Raw genomic sequence first — 14,127 nt, 5'->3', positions numbered from 1 at the left:
GGCGTCCACCGATGGACATGATCACCAGCGGCCCGAAGGGGTTGGGAATGCCCGCCACAGCCACCCGCTACCTCCACCTCGTCCGGCACGGCGAGGCGACACCGGGCGACAGCGGCCTGACGGAGAACGGCCGCCGCCAGGCCACCCTGCTCGGCCGACGCCTCCGGGACATCCCCTTCGCGGCCGTCCACCACGGCCCGCTCCCCCGCGCGGAGGAGACCGCGCGCCTGATCGGCGACGAACTGAAGAACGTCCCCCTGCAACGCTCGGAACTCGCCGGTGACTACGTCCCCCACCTCCCGCGCAGGGATGAACTCCCGCCGGAATCCGCCGACTTCTTCCTCCGCTTCCTCGAAGGGGCCTCCGACGAGGAACGGGAGCACGGCCCCGCACTGGCCCGCCGGGCGCTGGACCGGTTCACCGGCCCGGTCGATGGCGAGGAGGACCGCCACGAGCTGGTCGTCACCCACAACTTTTTGGTCGCCTGGCTCGTCCGGGACGCCATGTACGCGCCCAAGTGGCGCTGGCTCGGCCTCAATCACGCCAACGCGGCCCTGACAGTCATCCGTTACGCACCCGGCCGCCCCGCCTCCGTCCTCCTGGCCAACGACATGCGCCACCTCCCCGCCGACCTGCGCTGGACCGGCTTCCCGCCCGAGCTGCACCTCTGAGCCCCGCCGCTCCCGCAGGCAGGACCGACCTCGCCCGAACGCCCCCACGCCACCGCCCGGGATGAGACAGTGCCCCGGGAGATACGTGCACGGGGAAGGAATACCGGTGGGCGGCACGGAAGCCAGGAACGGCACGGGCGGCACGGGCGGCACGGGCGACGCAGAAGCCAGGGAAGGCACGGTCGACGCGGGCAACACGCAAGCCGGGGACGGCACAGGCGGCACGCACAGTACGGAGGGCCCCGGCGGCGGCCCGCCCACCCCGGGCGACGCCCCCGTCACGGCGGCCGGGCCGCCCCCCGCCGCCCTCACCACCCCCCGGGGCCGCCGCCCCGTCGTCGCGGCCCTCATGCTCGGCATGGCGCTGGCCGCCATCGACGGCACCATCGTCTCCACCGCCGTACCCCAGATCGTCGGCGACCTCGGCGGCTTCACCGTCTTCTCCTGGCTCTTCTCCGGCTACCTCCTCGCCGTCACCGTCACGCTCCCGGTGTACGGGAAGCTCTCCGACACCTTCGGCCGCAAGCCGGTCCTGATCGCCGGGATCATCCTCTTCCTGGTCGGCTCCCTGCTCTGCGCCGCCGCCTGGAACATGGGCGCACTCATCGCCTTCCGCGTCATCCAGGGACTCGGCGGCGGCGCCCTCCAAGGAACCGTCCAGACCATCGCCGCCGACCTCTACCCACTGAAGGAACGCCCGCGCATCCAGGCGAAGTTGTCCACCGTCTGGGCCACCTCGGCGGTTGCGGGACCGGTGGTCGGCGGGCTGCTCGCCGGGTACGCGGACTGGCGGTGGATCTTCCTGATCAACCTTCCGGTCGGCGCGATCGCCCTCTGGCTGGTCGTCCGCCACCTCCACGAACCAGCACGCCCCCGCCCGGAGACCCGCCCCCGTATCGACTGGGCGGGCGCCCTGGCCGTCTTCGCCACGGGCACCCTGCTGCTCACCGCACTCGTCCAGGGCGGGGTCGCCTGGCCCTGGCTCTCGGCGCCCTCGCTCGGCCTGTTCGCGGCGAGCGCGGCGCTGGCCGCCCTGACCGTCGTCATCGAGCGGCGGGCGGCGGAGCCGATCATCCCGGGCTGGGTCTGGCGCCGCCGCACCATCGCCTCGGTCAACCTGGCGCTGGGCGCGATGGGCCTGCTGATGGTCGCGCCGACCGTCTTCCTGCCCACGTACGCGCAGTCGGTCCTGGGCCTCGGCCCGATCGCCGCCGGTTTCGTGCTCTCCGTCATGACCCTGAGCTGGCCGGTCTCGGCGGCCCTCTCCGACCGGGTCTACAACCGCATCGGCTTCCGGCTCACCGCCATCATCGGCATGAGCGCCGCCCTGCTGATCCTGCTGGCCTTCCCGCTGCTCCCCTACCCGGGCGAGCCCTGGCAGCCCGCCCTGATCATGCTGCTGCTCGGCGCGGCCCTCGGCCTCTTCCAACTCCCCCTGATCGTGGGCGTGCAGTCGACCGTGGGGTGGGCGGAGCGCGGTACGACGACGGCGTCCGTCCTCTTCTGCCGCCAGGTCGGCCAGAGCATCGGCGCGGCCGTCTTCGGCGCCGTCGCCAACAGTGTGCTGGCCGCCCGCCTCCTCGACGCCCCCGCACCTGGCCTCCCCGACGACCTGGACGCGGTCGCCCGCGCCCTGGAGGACCCGGGCGCGCTCTCGGCGGCGGCGACGGACCACCTGCGCCGGGCGGTCGACACCGCCGTGGACTACGTCTACATCGGCGCGGCCGGGGCGGCGGCCCTGGCGCTGCTCGCCCTCGTCGTCCTCGCCCCGCGCCGGTTCCCGGTCATCAACGAGACGGACGGCCGGCCGGCGGACTCCTCCGAGGCACGGTGAGGGTCCCGGCTGTCGGTGAACCCACGGCCCCTGGCCGACGTTTCAGGCGCGGCGGACCCGCCAGAGCCAGGCTGCCGCGCCGGCCGTCAGGACGAGCGCCGCCAGGTTGGCCGCGAGGGCCGGGCCGGCACCTCCCGGGGCACTGTCGGACAGGTTCCAGACACCCATGGCGGCACCCGGCAGACCGAGGGTGAGCAGGACGCCGATGACCTTCCGGCCGACGGTCCAGTGCACCGAGGTGCAGAGGAGGACCGCACCGGTGATGCGGACCAGGCCGCCGACCAGCGAGCCGCCGTCATCGGGGAAGACCATCCCGAAGACCTGCGCGAGGGCGAGCATCAGAACCGGAACCAGGGGGTGCACCTTGCCGCGCCGGGCGGGTGCGGCGGCACCTTCCCGAGTGCCGTGCGGGGCAGCGGTGTTACCCGCCTCGGCCAGCGCCGTGGCCGCGATCGTCCGGGGGTCCCCCAGCTCCGCGAGGATCTCGCCGATCGCGGCGTCGGGGCGCTCGGCGCGCGTCACCTCGATGTGTTCGGCGAGGTCGGCGAGGAGTTCCTGGCGACGGTCTCCGGGGAGTGCGGAGGCCTCGCGCTCGACGGCGGAGAGATAGTCGCGTACAGGATCTTGAGAGGTCTTCATGCGAGGTCTCCGGTGGCAGAGTGCGGGGCGGTCAGGAAGGTGTCTACGGCGTCGCGGAAGCCGGGCCAGACGCGGGTGAACTCGTCGAGCGCGGCCCGGCCGCTGCCGGTGAGCGCGTAGTAGCGGCGGGGCGGCCCGGAGGCCGACTCCTGCCAGGTCGTGGTGACCAGGTCGTCGCGGCGGAGCCGGGAGAGCAGCGGGTAGACCGTGCCCTGGCTGGTGGCCAGGGCGCCGGAGTCCTCCAGGGCGCGGAGGAGCTCGACGCCGTAGCGGGGGCGGTCCCGCATCAGGGCGAGTACGCAGTACTCCAGGACCCCTTTGCGCAGCTGGGCGGCTGCCCGGGCCTGCTTGGTCGAATCACCTGGTTCCATGCGATGCAAGATACCTGGTCGAACAAGTGGCTGGGAAGGCGGGGCCGCCTCATTCCCCTGGCGCCCGCGAAGCCCCCGTAGCCTCCTGGGGCCGCACGGCCGCCACCTCCGCCCACACCGTCTTCCCGATCGGATTGCGGGGCCCCCAGCCCCACCGCGCGGCCAGGCACTCCACCAGGAACAGCCCACGCCCCGACTCCTGGTCGTCCGGCGGCAGGACCGGCCCTTCGGGCGTCCGGCCGAGCCGGGCGTCCGAGACCTCGATACGGAAGCGGCTCGCGGGACCCTCGTAGTCCACCCGCACCTCGAAGTTCCGCCCCCGGAGCCGCCCGTGGCACACCGCGTTGGCTGCCAGCTCCGCCACCACCAGGGCCACGGCACACGAGGCGTCCGTCATCGGCCCGAACCCCCAGTGCCCCAACTGCCGCACCACGGTGTGGCGTGCCTCCTGGGCACCCCGGGGTGTGGAGGGGAACTGCCGGGACAGCGAGCCGTACCCGTTGCCGGTCAGCCCGAAGCCGCGCGGGGCGGAGGGGGCCGCCTCCACCCCATCGGCTTTCTCCGCTGCGGTCGTCCTCTTGCCGGTCATGCTGGCCATCCACTCCCTCGACTCCTCTCACGTCACCCACACGTGCGGGTTCCGTGACGTTCCGTACTCAAGAGTCGACCGGGCGCCCTAGCCTCGAAAGGTGACAGCGCCTTACCTTGCAGGCCGTAAGGAACGGAAGTAACGCCGTGGCCAAAGCACTTGACCCGCACTCCTCCATCGCCGCCCTCTTCGGCACCCGGGTGCGCAAGCTCCGCGAGGCGGCCGGGCTCACCCAGGCCGAAGTGGGTGTCCTCACGCACGTGGTCGGCAGCCGCATCACCCAGATCGAGCGCGCGACCGGAGCGAAACCGACGCTGGAGCTGACCCGGGCCCTGGACAGGGAGCTGGTGGCGGACGACCTGCTGATCGACCTGTGGCCGTACGTGTACCGGGAGGCGTTCCCGGACTGGTCGCAGGCGTTCATCGCCTACTCCGCCCGGGCGGCGCTGATCCGCGAGTACGCCTCGCATGCCGTGCCGGGTCTGCTGCAAACTCCCGAGTACGCACGGGCGTTGCTGAGCGTGGGCCACTCCCTGCGGGACGCCGAGCATCTGGAAGAACGCGTCGCGGCCCGGCTCGACCGCCAGATCCGGCTCACCGGCCCCGGCCGGCCACAGCTGTGGATCATTCTCGACGAGGCCGTGCTGCGCCGGCCGGTCGGCGGATCGGCGGTGATGCGAGGCCAGTTGGAGAAGCTGCTCAAAATGGCCGAGGAGCCCAACATCACGGTCCAGGTGCTCCCGTTCGACCAGGGCGAGCACGGCGCACTGGGCGGCTCCCTCACCCTGCTCGTCATGCCGGACGGCTCCCAAGTGGCCTACACGGAAGGCGCGCACCACGGCCAGTTGACCGAGGAACCGGACGAGGTCGAACGGTTCGTTCTGACCTACGATCACCTCAGGGCGATGGCGTTGCCCCCGCTCATGTCGCTCGACCTGATCCGTTCCGTGCTGGAGGCCGATTACCGTGGAAGCCGCGTCCCGTCCCGACCTGACCGCCGCCGCCTGGCGCAGCAGCAGCTACAGCAACCAGGAGGGCGGCAACTGCGTGCAGGTGGCCGACGGATTCCCCGGCGTCGTCCCCGTCCGTGACAGCAAGAACCCCCACGGCCCCGCACTCGTCCTCCCGGCCACCGCCTGGACCACGTTCGTCAGCGAGTTCCTCACCCGCTGACGTCCGCCCCCGGCAGGGCACTCAGGCCCGGGGTGTGTCCGCAGCCGGGCGCTGGCAAGCTGGTGTGCAACGATGCGGACTCTTCTACGGGAGATGGGTCATGGTCGACAGATTTACGGACGGGCTCCTGACGCCCACCGAGACGTCCTCGTACCTTGAGATCCCGTATTCGACGCTCACGAGCTGGCTGAACGGAAAGGCCGCAGGAGCGCCACTGGTCCACGCCGTCGAACCCACCCGCAAGAGGCAGCCGTCCATCCCCTTCATCGCGGTGGCCGAAGCCCACGTCCTGCGCTCCCTGGGCCTGCGGATGAGCGAGATCAGGGAGGCGGCGGCAGCCGTACGGGACGCCTTCGACACTCCGTACGGTCTCGTTTCGAAGCGCATCGCCACGGACGGCGTGGACATCTTCGTCGAACACGGCCTCGGAGACCTGCGCAGGGCTAGGGACGGCCAGGCCCCGATCCAGGAGGTCGTGGCCCAGTACCTCCGCTACCTGACGTGGGAGGCGGACGACGACTTCCCGTCCAGCCTCCAGCTGAGCCAGTACGGGGAGACCGTGCCCGTCGTCATCGATCCGCGCTTCGGCCGCGGGCTGCCCGTGGTCGCGGCCAATCGTGTCCCGGTCCAGGCCATCACCGACCTGTGGGAAGCCGGAGAAACCGTCGAGGACATCGCGTACGACTTCGATATGACCCCGGAGCAGGTGGGCGCTCTCTGCGAAGCCGTGGTGAAGCTTGCCGCCTGAATTCTTCCTCGACCGCAACCTCGGACGCCGCGTAGCGGACGAGCTGCGGGCACGCGGATGGATCGTCCACCACATCGGGGACGCGTTCCCGGAAGACGGACAGCGCATCGCGGACGAAGAATGGATCGACCACGGCCTACGCCGGTCCTGGGTCCCGTTGTCCAAGGACGGCCGCATCAAGACCCGTGACGCCGAGATCCAGCCGGTCCTGGACCAGGCTGCTGTGTTCTTCCACCTCGACAACCAGCAGCTCCCCAGCATCCAGATGGTCGAACGACTCGACACCCACCGCACAGCGATCCATCAGGCGATCGCGAAGGGCGGCCCGTCCGCCTACGCCGTGCGGCACGACCGCATCGAACGCACCTGGCCGTAAGCGGGCGCCCCCTCGCCCGGTGCCCGGACGGCCCCCGCGGGGCCCTCAGCCCTCCGCTCCCCCCGTCACCCGCCCCGTCAGCGCCGCCAGCGAGCTGCGGACGTGCGCCATGTGCGCCTGGACCTCCTCGCGGCCCTCCTCGTGCTCCCGCAGCACCCGCTCCGTCTCCCGGACGATCCGCTCCTCGCGCACCCGCGCCTCCGAGAGCACCTCGGCCGCCCGGGCCTCCGCGTCCTCCTGGCCGTGGCGGGCCGCCTCCTGGGCCTCCGCCAAGCCGCGCGCCGCCTCCGCGAGCACCGCCTCCGCCCGCTCGGTCAGCTCCGTGTGGCGCGCCTCCGACTCGGCCTCCGCAGCGGCGATCTCGGCCTCGGCGGCCTTGTGGCGCTCGGCGTGCTCCTGCTCCTGGTGGGCCAGCACACTCGCCGTACGGCTCCGGGTCTGCGCCATCGCGGCCTCGGCCGCCCCGCGCACCTTCTCGGCCTCCTTACGGGCGGCGGCGAGCACGCCCTCCGCCTCCCGGACCGCCTCGGCGACCCGCTCCTCCGCCGCGGCCACGGCGGCGGCCCGTACCGCGTCCGACGCCTCCCGTGCCGCGTCCCCGGCCGCCCGGCCCGCCGCCTCGGCCTCGTCCCGCAGCTCCTGGCTTGCCGCGTCCGCGTCCGCCCGCAGCGACTCGGCCTGCTCCCGCGCCAGCCCCAGAATCCGCTGGGCCCGCTCCCCCAGCTCCGCGTAGTCCTGCTCGGGGAGCCCCGCCACGGTCTCCGCCAGCCGGGCCGCCTCCGCCGCCAGCTCCTGCGCCAGCCGCTCCAGCCGCTCGGCCTCCGCGAGCGCCGTGGCCCGCTCGGCCGTCCGGGCCGCCACCGCACGGTCCACCTGGTCCGGACGGTAACCACGCCCCCGCACGCCGACCACGTCGAACGCAGACACCGGTCCAGCACTCATAGCCTGAAGCCTTTCTCCGACATACGGACACACGGGCACACGGACACACACGGGTCCCCCCGCGATACGTCAAGGATGCGGCAATTGGGGCCGGAAGTCGGAATCGATCAGGCGCTTTCAGGACGGAAAGCGACCGGCGTCACACGCCCGGAACGCCACGAGGCACCCGATCCGTCCCGGACCGGGTGCCTCGTACAACGCTTCTCAGCCGTCGCCGACCGTGGTCAGCCAGGGGTACGGATCAGAGCAGACCGTCCCACATCTGCTCCAGCAGCACCGACCACCAGCTCTCCGGCGACGCCAGCGCCGCCGGATCCAGCGCCACCAGCTGTGCCTGGAAATCGACGGTCCACCGCCCCGCCTGCTCCGGTGTCAGCCCGAACCGGAGCCGCCACATCCGGCCCAGCAGCGCCATCGACCGCACGAACTCCGGCAGCCCCGTGTTCACGAACTGCGGCGCCACCGACTGACCGCCAGGACCCGCCTCCACCGGCACGGCAACGATGTTCGCCGTCCCGTACTGGACACAGATCGCCCGCCCGAAGTCCGTACCCATCACCAGGTACGCCCCCGCGTCCGGCGCCGCCTGCACCTGCCACTGCGCCGCCACCTCACCCAGCGTAGGCACCACCGGCTGCCCCGGCTGCGCCCAGAAGAACGGCCCGAAATCGGCGGGCAGCCCCGCCCACACCAACGTACGGGCGACGACCTCCGGCACCCCCTGACGGGACACCGCACGCTGGTCGAACCGGAGAATCCCCTGCGGACCGAACGCCTGCAGCAACTCCTCGGCCACCGCCTCCGGCGGCAGCACCGGGGCGGGCGGCATCTGCGGCAGCGGCGCCCGCACCGGGGCCGGCCGCGCCGGGCCGTCCGCCACCTGGTGCAGCTCACCCTGGTGCGTCAGCAGATGCTGCATGCCCTGCTGACGGCTCGCGTGATCGGTGCCGTACGGCGCCACGCTCGTGATCCGCACCTGCGGCCAGGTCTCCCGGATCATCCGGGCGCAGTACCCGCCCGGCAGCTCGCAGGACTCCAGCTCGGTGTGCAGCTCGATCACCTGCTGCGGCGGCACGTTCATCGCCCGCAGTTCGTGCAGCATCTGCCACTCGGGGTGCGGGGTGCCCGGCGCCGAACGGCGGATCAGCTGCTGCTCACTGCCGTCCGGCGCCCGGAACCGCAGCACGGCCTGGTAGCCCGGGCCCACGGTCGGCAGACCGGTGGGCTGCTGCGGATAGCCGTACGCCGGGGGCGGCGGGGTGTGCGGGCCGCCGGGCTGAGGCGCCTGCGGTACGGGACCGGGGGCACCGCCCAGCGGAGCCCCGGGCGGGCCCGGAGGACCGGGGGGACCCGGGGGGTTGGGCGGACCGGGGACCGGGATCGGGCCGGAGTTCGCGAACATCGTCTCGGCGTGGTGCATCCCGCCACCGGGAGGCGGCGTGGCGCCGGGCGGAGGACCGGGCGGGCCGGGAGGCTGCGGCGCCCCGGGCACACCGGGAGGGCCCGGGGGCAGCGAAGCGCCCGGGGCGCCGGGAGGACCCGGCGGGCGGGGCGCGCCCGGGACGCCCGCGCCGATGCTGCTCCCGTCGGCGAGCATCGTCGCCGCGTGGTGCACCCCGTCGCCCGGAGGCGGCGTCGAACCCGGCGGCGGGCCGGGAGGAGCGGGCGGCGGCGTGGAGCCCGGGGCGGGCGGGCCGAGCTGGGAGACGAGCTGCGTCGGGATGTACCCGCCCGCCGGAGCACCGGGCGCACCCGGGCCCGAAGGCGGCGGCGTCGCACCGGGGCGTACGCCGGGGATCCCCGGCGCACCGGGCGGCGGCGGGGTCGTCGAACCGCCCCCGCGGCCACCACGAGGCGGCACCGCGGCCTTGCTCGTGGCCGCGTCCGCGATGTCCCCGGCACCACTCTGCGAGCCCGGGGACCCCTGGGAGTCCTGCGAACCCTGGACGGGCTTGAGCGCGGGTGACACCTGCGTACGCGGCAACTGGCTGCCCCCCGACATCAGCGCCGTGGGTGCCTCGGCCGAGACCACCGGCGGCGGGGCCTCCTCGTCGTCCGTCCCCGACAGCGGCGGCGCGAACACCGTCGCGGGCAGCGGAACGGCCCCGTCGTCGGAGTCGAAGGAGTTGGTGTCCGTACCCGCCCACGGGGTCGACCCGGCGGGCACGCCGCCGTTGGCCGTGGGCTCGTAGGCCCCGCCCGCGCTGCCACCGGCGGCGGGCCACGAGGCCGAGGAACCGCCGGAAGAGGGGGCGGCCGGGGAAGCGGGCGGAGGCGGGGTGGCGTTCACGGGGGTGGGCGGGGGCGTGGCGTCTGCGGGCGTGGGCAAAGGCTCATCGACAGAAGCGGGAACAGGCGTCCCAGCCCCAGGCGTCCCACCCGGCACCGAGCCCGCCGCGGGCCCGGCGGGCGTGGGCCCGGCCGAGGCAGCGTCCGCCGCCTCCTCTGCCGCCCGGCGCTCCGCACGGTGATCCGGAATGCCCAGCTTGTCCGCCGCCTCCTGGAGCCACTCCGGAGGCGTCAGCAGGAACGACGTCTGATTCAGGTCCACCCGCTGCGGCGGCTCCGGGGCGGCGGCCGGCGCGCCCGCCGGAACCCCGTACTCCTCCTCGTACCGCCGGATCACCTCACCCACCGGCAGCCCCGGCCACAGCGTCGCCTCGCCGCTGTCCCGGGCGATCACCAGCCGCTGACGGCCCCCGTCCGACACCGGACCCTCCGCCCGGTCCTCGGCCCACACCACGAACCCCAGCTCGAACTCACGGACCCGGACCTCACGGTGCTGATACGCGGGCACGTCTCCGTTGACCCACTCGTCCGCCCGCTCCTGCGCCTGCGCGAAAGTCACCACCGCGCTCACCCCTCCACCGGGACGGCGCGCGCGAAGCCGCCGTCCACCATCAGGTTGGCCACCGTCTCCAGCTCCGGCGGGTTGCCCGCCAGCCGCTGGAGGAAGGCGTCGAAGTCCGCACCGCACGGCAGCAACAGCCGCTCGACGCGCTCCTGCACGCTCCAGCCGTCCTGGTCCCGGGCATCGTCGTACGGGCAGAACCACACCGAACCGACGTCCTGCCCGCGCACCTTCACGGTCAGAATCCCGCCCTGGACGAACGCGACGCCCAGGTAGTCCTTGGTGAAGTGGTCCCGCAGACACTTGTTCACGTACACCAGGTCGTTCACCGCGGCCTCGTCACGCACCGTGAAGAACGGCTGGTCCACCAGCAGCCCCAACTCGGCGTCGAGCGCCGCGTCCACGGGGGCCGAACCGCCCGCCGCCTTCAGGAAGGAACGGTAGGCACCCGGCAGCCGGTAACCGAGATCCTCCTCGACCCCCTGGATCTGCTGCTCGCTCACCGCGACAGCACCCTTGGGAAGCCGGAAGTGCGCCGGACACGTCTCCTGCAACGGGCGCGTACCGCGCCGGTCCTGGTCCACATCCGTCGTCGCCAGACCGCCGTGATGGCGCAGCAGCGCCTTCACCTCGACCGGCACCAGCTCCATCCGCCGGCCGCCCGCCACGTGGTGCCAGGTCCAGCCGTGCGGCGTCGCCACCGCGGGAATCGTGTCCCACAGCTCATGACCGGCCGCGGCCATCGCCGCGTTCGCCGACACGTAGTCGGTCAGCCGCAGCTCATCGACACCGAAGCCCTGCGGCGGATCGGCGATCTCCGCGGCGGCCCGCGCGTACGGCGAGAAATCCGGGTGGCCGCTCTCGCCCACGCGCACACCTCTGGGGTGGCGGGACGCCCGGACCGGGTCCGGGAAGTGCACGACCTGCCCGGCGTAGGCCGCGTTCGGTGGCGCGGCTTGCTGCCCGAGCCGACCTGTCGTCATGGCGGTTGCCCCCTGCTGCGTCTGGTGGTTCCGCACAGCCTAAGCGGTGGGGCAACAGGGGGTCCCGCCCCGCCGGTTCCGTCACGAACGGTCACATTCACGTGACGGTGAGGCGACAGTCCAGCACCTTCGGGCGACACGCAGACACGTTTCCCCGCCCCAGCTTCCCCACCACCCTGCACATTTGGCAGGCTGTCCCCGCAACTCGGGGGATTGCAGGGAGGGACGACCGCACCATGCATTCGGCACAAACAGTCACAACCAGCGCATCCAGCACGTCTGGTACATCCAGTACGTCAGGAACATCGGGGGACCCGCGACTCAACTGGAGCAGCACCGAGACCAGCCGCACGCCTCACCTGCTCCACCGCCGCGACGGGATCCTCCCCGCCGTGGCCGCCGCGCTGTCCGTACGCGGAGAGACGCTCACCTGCACCGCCGGCAAGGGGGACCAGCCGCCGGTACTCCACCCGCTCGTCCAGGACTTCCTAGACACCCTCACCAGCGGCCAGCGCGAACGGTTCACCGGCCGCTGCCCCGAAGCCATACTGCTCTCCCGGCAACTCACCGCCGCCGAGAACGGCCGCTCCAGACGCGCCCAGCGAAAACCCCTGACCAACGGGGAAGCCCGCCGCGCGCTCAAGCACTCCCGCATCACCGCCCGCCGCATCCGCGAGGACGGCGACCCGCTCCACGGCAGCTACGCACCACCGTGCCGATCCTGTTCGGCGCTCCTCGCCCACTTCGGCGTACGCCCCGTCGACCTCACCACCACCGGCGCCGCGACCACCGCCGAGAAGGGCTGACCGCCCCCCGATGCACGACCACCAGCACACCTCCACCCGCTTCCCCGTCGGCGTCGACGCGGCCCTGCGCGAAGCGGGCTGGCAGCCCGGGCGCTGGGACATCCGCCAGGCCGAGGAATGGGCCGACGCCCTGCGCGCCCACACCTCGCCCGCCGGACACCGGCACGCGGTCTTCCCGGCCGCGGTCGAGGCCTGGGCGGAGTTCGGGGCCCTCCACATCACCGCGTCCGCACCGGGCCGGCACATCGCGCCCGCGGCCGTCCGCATCGACCCGCTGCACGGCCTGCACCTCGCCCGCACCCTGGGCGACCTCGGCCGGGCCCTGGAGACGGAGGTGGCCCCGCTGGGGGCGGAGGGCGAGGAACAGGCGGTCCTCGCGATCGACACCGAGGGGCGGGTCTACAGCATCGACCACACGGGGGACTGGTTCCTCGGCCAGGACATCGACGAGGCGCTGGCAACCATGGTCACGGGGACACAGCCGACACGCCTGACGGGGGCCTGAGGCTTTCAGCCCGTCCGGCGTTCGAGGACGGAAGCCTTGCCGTGGGGAGCGGCGACCCGTGCGCATCCGGGTTTGTGATGGTGCCGGTTCGTCCCGAGCAACGGTTCCGTCCTCAAACGCCGGACGGGCTGGGTGACGCGGGTCAGCCTCAGACGCCGGACGGGCTGGAATTCGGGTCCCGCCTCAGACGCCGGACGGGCCGGGGGTGGAAACGCTGGAGGCATCCGGCAGCACCGCCGACACCCGGAACCCGCCCGCGTCCGTAGGACCGGAGACGAACACGCCCCCCAGCGCCAGCACCCGCTCCCGCATCCCCACCAACCCGTTCCCCCCGCTCGGCAGCCCCGCATCCGCCACCGCCGCGTCCGAAGGACCGTTCTCCACCTGCATCGCGACCTCGGCCCCCCGGTGCGCCAGCCGCACCCACGTCTTCGCCCCCGCCGCATGCTTGTGCACGTTCGTCAGCGCCTCCTGCACCACCCGGAACGCCGTCTGCTCGACCTCGGGCGCGTACGGACGCAGCTCACCGTCCACCGACAGCTCGACCACCATCCCCGCCTGCCGCGACTGGGTCACCAGCGCCTCCAGCTCACTCAGCCGGGGCCCGTCCTCCGACGCCGCCGCGGCGGCAGCCGCCGCGGCAGCCTGCCCGACCGCCGCCAGCGGAACCGCACCCCCGCCCGCCGCGCCGGGCGCGATCAACGCGTCACCGCTCCGCAGCACCCCGAGCATCTCCCGCAGCTCCGTCAGCGCCTGCCGCCCCATGTCCCCCACCAGCGCCGCGTTCCGCACCGCCTTCGCCGGGTCCTTCGGGGCCACCGCCTGCAGAGCCGCAGCGTGGACCACCATCAGACTCACCCGGTGGGCCACCACGTCATGCATCTCCCGCGCGATCCGGGTCCGCTCCTCCGTACGGGCCCACTCGGCCCGCTCCTCCGCCCGGTCCGCCAGCAGCGACAGCTCCCGCTCCAGCGAGTCCGCCCGCTCCCGCAGGCTCTCCATCAACCGGCGCCGCGCCCCTATGTAGAGGCCGAACAACACGGAGGGCGCCGTCAGCCCCACCGCCATGAACACCGACAGCAGGGGCACATACCAGTCCCCCGGCCCGAAGTCGTCCTGCTCGGCCACACTCTGCCGCAGCCGTACATAGGTGACGATGAACGTCCCCACCAACGCCATCCCCGCCAGTACGACGGTGATCCGGCGCGGCACCTCGGACGCCGCCAGCGTGTACAGGCCCACCAGGGCCATCAGGAAGCCCATCTCGGCGGGCGTCATCGCGATCGTCACCAGCACCACGGCGATCGGCCACCGCCGACGCACCAGCAGCACCGAACCCGCCAGCACCCCGAACACCACACCCACCGACACCGGCACCCCGGCGTTCCGGGCGAACTGCACCCCCTCCCACCCACACTCCAGCGCCGATACCAGCGCCAGTCCCACGTCCAGGGCGACACTGCGCCGCCGCTCCCACCACCAGTAGCCGCGGGTGGTCGATCCCGCCGCCTCCCGGTCTGCCCCCGTTGCGGTCATGGCGTCCAGCCTACGGGCGGACGCATCCCATTTTCCGGTGACCGGCAACAGCACGTTCCGCGTTCGAACGCGCACGAAACACACGCCGATCGCCCGAAATGGC

15 protein-coding genes are annotated in these 14,127 nt (G+C 73.0%); 8 read left to right on the top strand and 7 right to left on the bottom strand.

Annotated elements, in window-relative coordinates:
- Positions 1-47: 47 nt before the first annotated feature.
- Both ACK8N7_RS22240 and ACK8N7_RS22235 read left to right on the top strand, forming a co-directional pair.
- On the top strand, positions 48-671 hold the full coding sequence (locus ACK8N7_RS22240; protein ID WP_500443870.1) for a histidine phosphatase family protein: 624 nt from the start codon (positions 48-50) through the stop codon (positions 669-671).
- A gap of 106 nt (positions 672-777) precedes the next feature.
- Complete coding sequence (locus ACK8N7_RS22235) at positions 778-2,505, top strand: MFS transporter (protein WP_500443868.1); 1,728 nt, start codon at positions 778-780, stop codon at positions 2,503-2,505.
- Between the two features lie 42 nt (positions 2,506-2,547).
- Here the strand turns inward: ACK8N7_RS22235 and ACK8N7_RS22230 are convergent, their stop codons facing one another.
- From ACK8N7_RS22230 to ACK8N7_RS22220, 3 genes are read right to left on the bottom strand one after another with little or no spacing between them, the layout of a single operon-like run.
- Entirely contained in the window at positions 2,548-3,144 is a 597-nt protein-coding gene (locus ACK8N7_RS22230; protein WP_403212450.1) for an HAAS signaling domain-containing protein, read from the bottom strand.
- Entirely contained in the window at positions 3,141-3,515 is a 375-nt protein-coding gene (locus ACK8N7_RS22225; RefSeq protein ID WP_403212452.1) for a PadR family transcriptional regulator, read from the bottom strand. The genes ACK8N7_RS22230 and ACK8N7_RS22225 overlap by 4 nt, the downstream gene beginning before the upstream one ends.
- A 49-nt stretch (positions 3,516-3,564) precedes the next feature.
- Positions 3,565-4,113 (bottom strand): ATP-binding protein, encoded by a 549-nt coding sequence (locus tag ACK8N7_RS22220; RefSeq protein WP_500443865.1) that lies wholly within the window; start codon positions 4,111-4,113, stop codon positions 3,565-3,567.
- 137 nt (positions 4,114-4,250) lie between these two features.
- Here ACK8N7_RS22220 and ACK8N7_RS22215 point away from each other — a divergent pair, with 137 nt between their 5' ends.
- The 4 genes from ACK8N7_RS22215 to ACK8N7_RS22200 all read left to right on the top strand — a co-directional run bounded on the left by ACK8N7_RS22215 (position 4,251) and on the right by ACK8N7_RS22200 (position 6,401).
- Entirely contained in the window at positions 4,251-5,195 is a 945-nt protein-coding gene (locus tag ACK8N7_RS22215; protein WP_500443863.1) for a helix-turn-helix domain-containing protein, read from the top strand.
- The gene (locus ACK8N7_RS22210; protein WP_500443862.1) at positions 5,152-5,277 is read left to right on the top strand and encodes a DUF397 domain-containing protein; all 126 of its coding nucleotides are present in this window, start codon (positions 5,152-5,154) and stop codon (positions 5,275-5,277) included. The genes ACK8N7_RS22215 and ACK8N7_RS22210 overlap by 44 nt, the downstream gene beginning before the upstream one ends.
- 100 nt (positions 5,278-5,377) lie before the next feature.
- Positions 5,378-6,025, top strand: a complete 648-nt coding sequence (locus tag ACK8N7_RS22205) for a DUF433 domain-containing protein (protein ID WP_500443860.1) — start codon at positions 5,378-5,380, stop codon at positions 6,023-6,025.
- Positions 6,015-6,401 carry a PIN-like domain-containing protein gene (locus tag ACK8N7_RS22200; RefSeq protein ID WP_500443858.1) on the top strand — a complete coding sequence of 129 codons (387 nt, stop codon included), beginning with the start codon at positions 6,015-6,017 and terminating at the stop codon, positions 6,399-6,401. The genes ACK8N7_RS22205 and ACK8N7_RS22200 overlap by 11 nt, the downstream gene beginning before the upstream one ends.
- Positions 6,402-6,446: 45 nt before the next feature.
- On the opposite strand, the gene ACK8N7_RS22195 is transcribed toward ACK8N7_RS22200, so the two are convergent.
- The 3 genes from ACK8N7_RS22195 to ACK8N7_RS22185 form a co-directional block, all read right to left on the bottom strand.
- The gene (locus ACK8N7_RS22195; protein WP_403212462.1) at positions 6,447-7,343 is read right to left on the bottom strand and encodes a coiled-coil domain-containing protein; all 897 of its coding nucleotides are present in this window, start codon (positions 7,341-7,343) and stop codon (positions 6,447-6,449) included.
- 241 nt (positions 7,344-7,584) lie between these two features.
- Positions 7,585-10,194 carry an SUKH-4 family immunity protein gene (locus ACK8N7_RS22190; protein WP_500443856.1) on the bottom strand — a complete coding sequence of 870 codons (2,610 nt, stop codon included), beginning with the start codon at positions 10,192-10,194 and terminating at the stop codon, positions 7,585-7,587.
- Positions 10,195-10,199: 5 nt separating this feature from the next.
- Positions 10,200-11,177 carry an SMI1/KNR4 family protein gene (locus tag ACK8N7_RS22185; RefSeq protein WP_500443854.1) on the bottom strand — a complete coding sequence of 326 codons (978 nt, stop codon included), beginning with the start codon at positions 11,175-11,177 and terminating at the stop codon, positions 10,200-10,202.
- Positions 11,178-11,413: 236 nt separating this feature from the next.
- Between ACK8N7_RS22185 and ACK8N7_RS22180 the strand changes: the two genes are divergently transcribed.
- Positions 11,414-11,983: a YwqJ-related putative deaminase gene (locus ACK8N7_RS22180; protein ID WP_403212468.1), complete on the top strand. Its 570-nt coding sequence runs from the start codon at positions 11,414-11,416 to the stop codon at positions 11,981-11,983.
- A gap of 10 nt (positions 11,984-11,993) precedes the next feature.
- Positions 11,994-12,488 carry an SUKH-3 domain-containing protein gene (locus ACK8N7_RS22175; protein WP_403212470.1) on the top strand — a complete coding sequence of 165 codons (495 nt, stop codon included), beginning with the start codon at positions 11,994-11,996 and terminating at the stop codon, positions 12,486-12,488.
- A gap of 183 nt (positions 12,489-12,671) precedes the next feature.
- Here ACK8N7_RS22175 and ACK8N7_RS22170 read toward each other — a convergent pair whose 3' ends face one another.
- Entirely contained in the window at positions 12,672-14,024 is a 1,353-nt protein-coding gene (locus ACK8N7_RS22170; RefSeq protein WP_403212472.1) for a sensor histidine kinase, read from the bottom strand.
- Between the last annotated feature and the right edge of the window lie 103 nt (positions 14,025-14,127).

The organism is Streptomyces griseobrunneus (assembly GCF_046713465.1).
GTDB classification, from domain to species: domain Bacteria; phylum Actinomycetota; class Actinomycetes; order Streptomycetales; family Streptomycetaceae; genus Streptomyces; species Streptomyces microflavus.
Note: the sequence above shows the minus strand (reverse complement) of the source record. Positions and strands in the feature narration are given on the sequence as shown.

What these genes read in the sequence shown, in the direction of transcription:
- ACK8N7_RS22230 (WP_403212450.1), bottom strand. Translation starts at nt 3,144, where the DNA reads ATGAAGACCTCTCAAGATCCTGTACGCGACTATCTCTCCGCCGTCGAG.
- ACK8N7_RS22240 (WP_500443870.1), top strand. Translation starts at nt 48, where the DNA reads ATGCCCGCCACAGCCACCCGCTACCTCCACCTCGTCCGGCACGGCGAG.
- ACK8N7_RS22220 (WP_500443865.1), bottom strand. Translation starts at nt 4,113, where the DNA reads ATGGCCAGCATGACCGGCAAGAGGACGACCGCAGCGGAGAAAGCCGAT.
- ACK8N7_RS22170 (WP_403212472.1), bottom strand. Translation starts at nt 14,024, where the DNA reads ATGACCGCAACGGGGGCAGACCGGGAGGCGGCGGGATCGACCACCCGC.
- ACK8N7_RS22205 (WP_500443860.1), top strand. Translation starts at nt 5,378, where the DNA reads ATGGTCGACAGATTTACGGACGGGCTCCTGACGCCCACCGAGACGTCC.
- ACK8N7_RS22225 (WP_403212452.1), bottom strand. Translation starts at nt 3,515, where the DNA reads ATGGAACCAGGTGATTCGACCAAGCAGGCCCGGGCAGCCGCCCAGCTG.
- ACK8N7_RS22175 (WP_403212470.1), top strand. Translation starts at nt 11,994, where the DNA reads ATGCACGACCACCAGCACACCTCCACCCGCTTCCCCGTCGGCGTCGAC.
- ACK8N7_RS22195 (WP_403212462.1), bottom strand. Translation starts at nt 7,343, where the DNA reads ATGAGTGCTGGACCGGTGTCTGCGTTCGACGTGGTCGGCGTGCGGGGG.
- ACK8N7_RS22180 (WP_403212468.1), top strand. Translation starts at nt 11,414, where the DNA reads ATGCATTCGGCACAAACAGTCACAACCAGCGCATCCAGCACGTCTGGT.
- ACK8N7_RS22185 (WP_500443854.1), bottom strand. Translation starts at nt 11,177, where the DNA reads ATGACGACAGGTCGGCTCGGGCAGCAAGCCGCGCCACCGAACGCGGCC.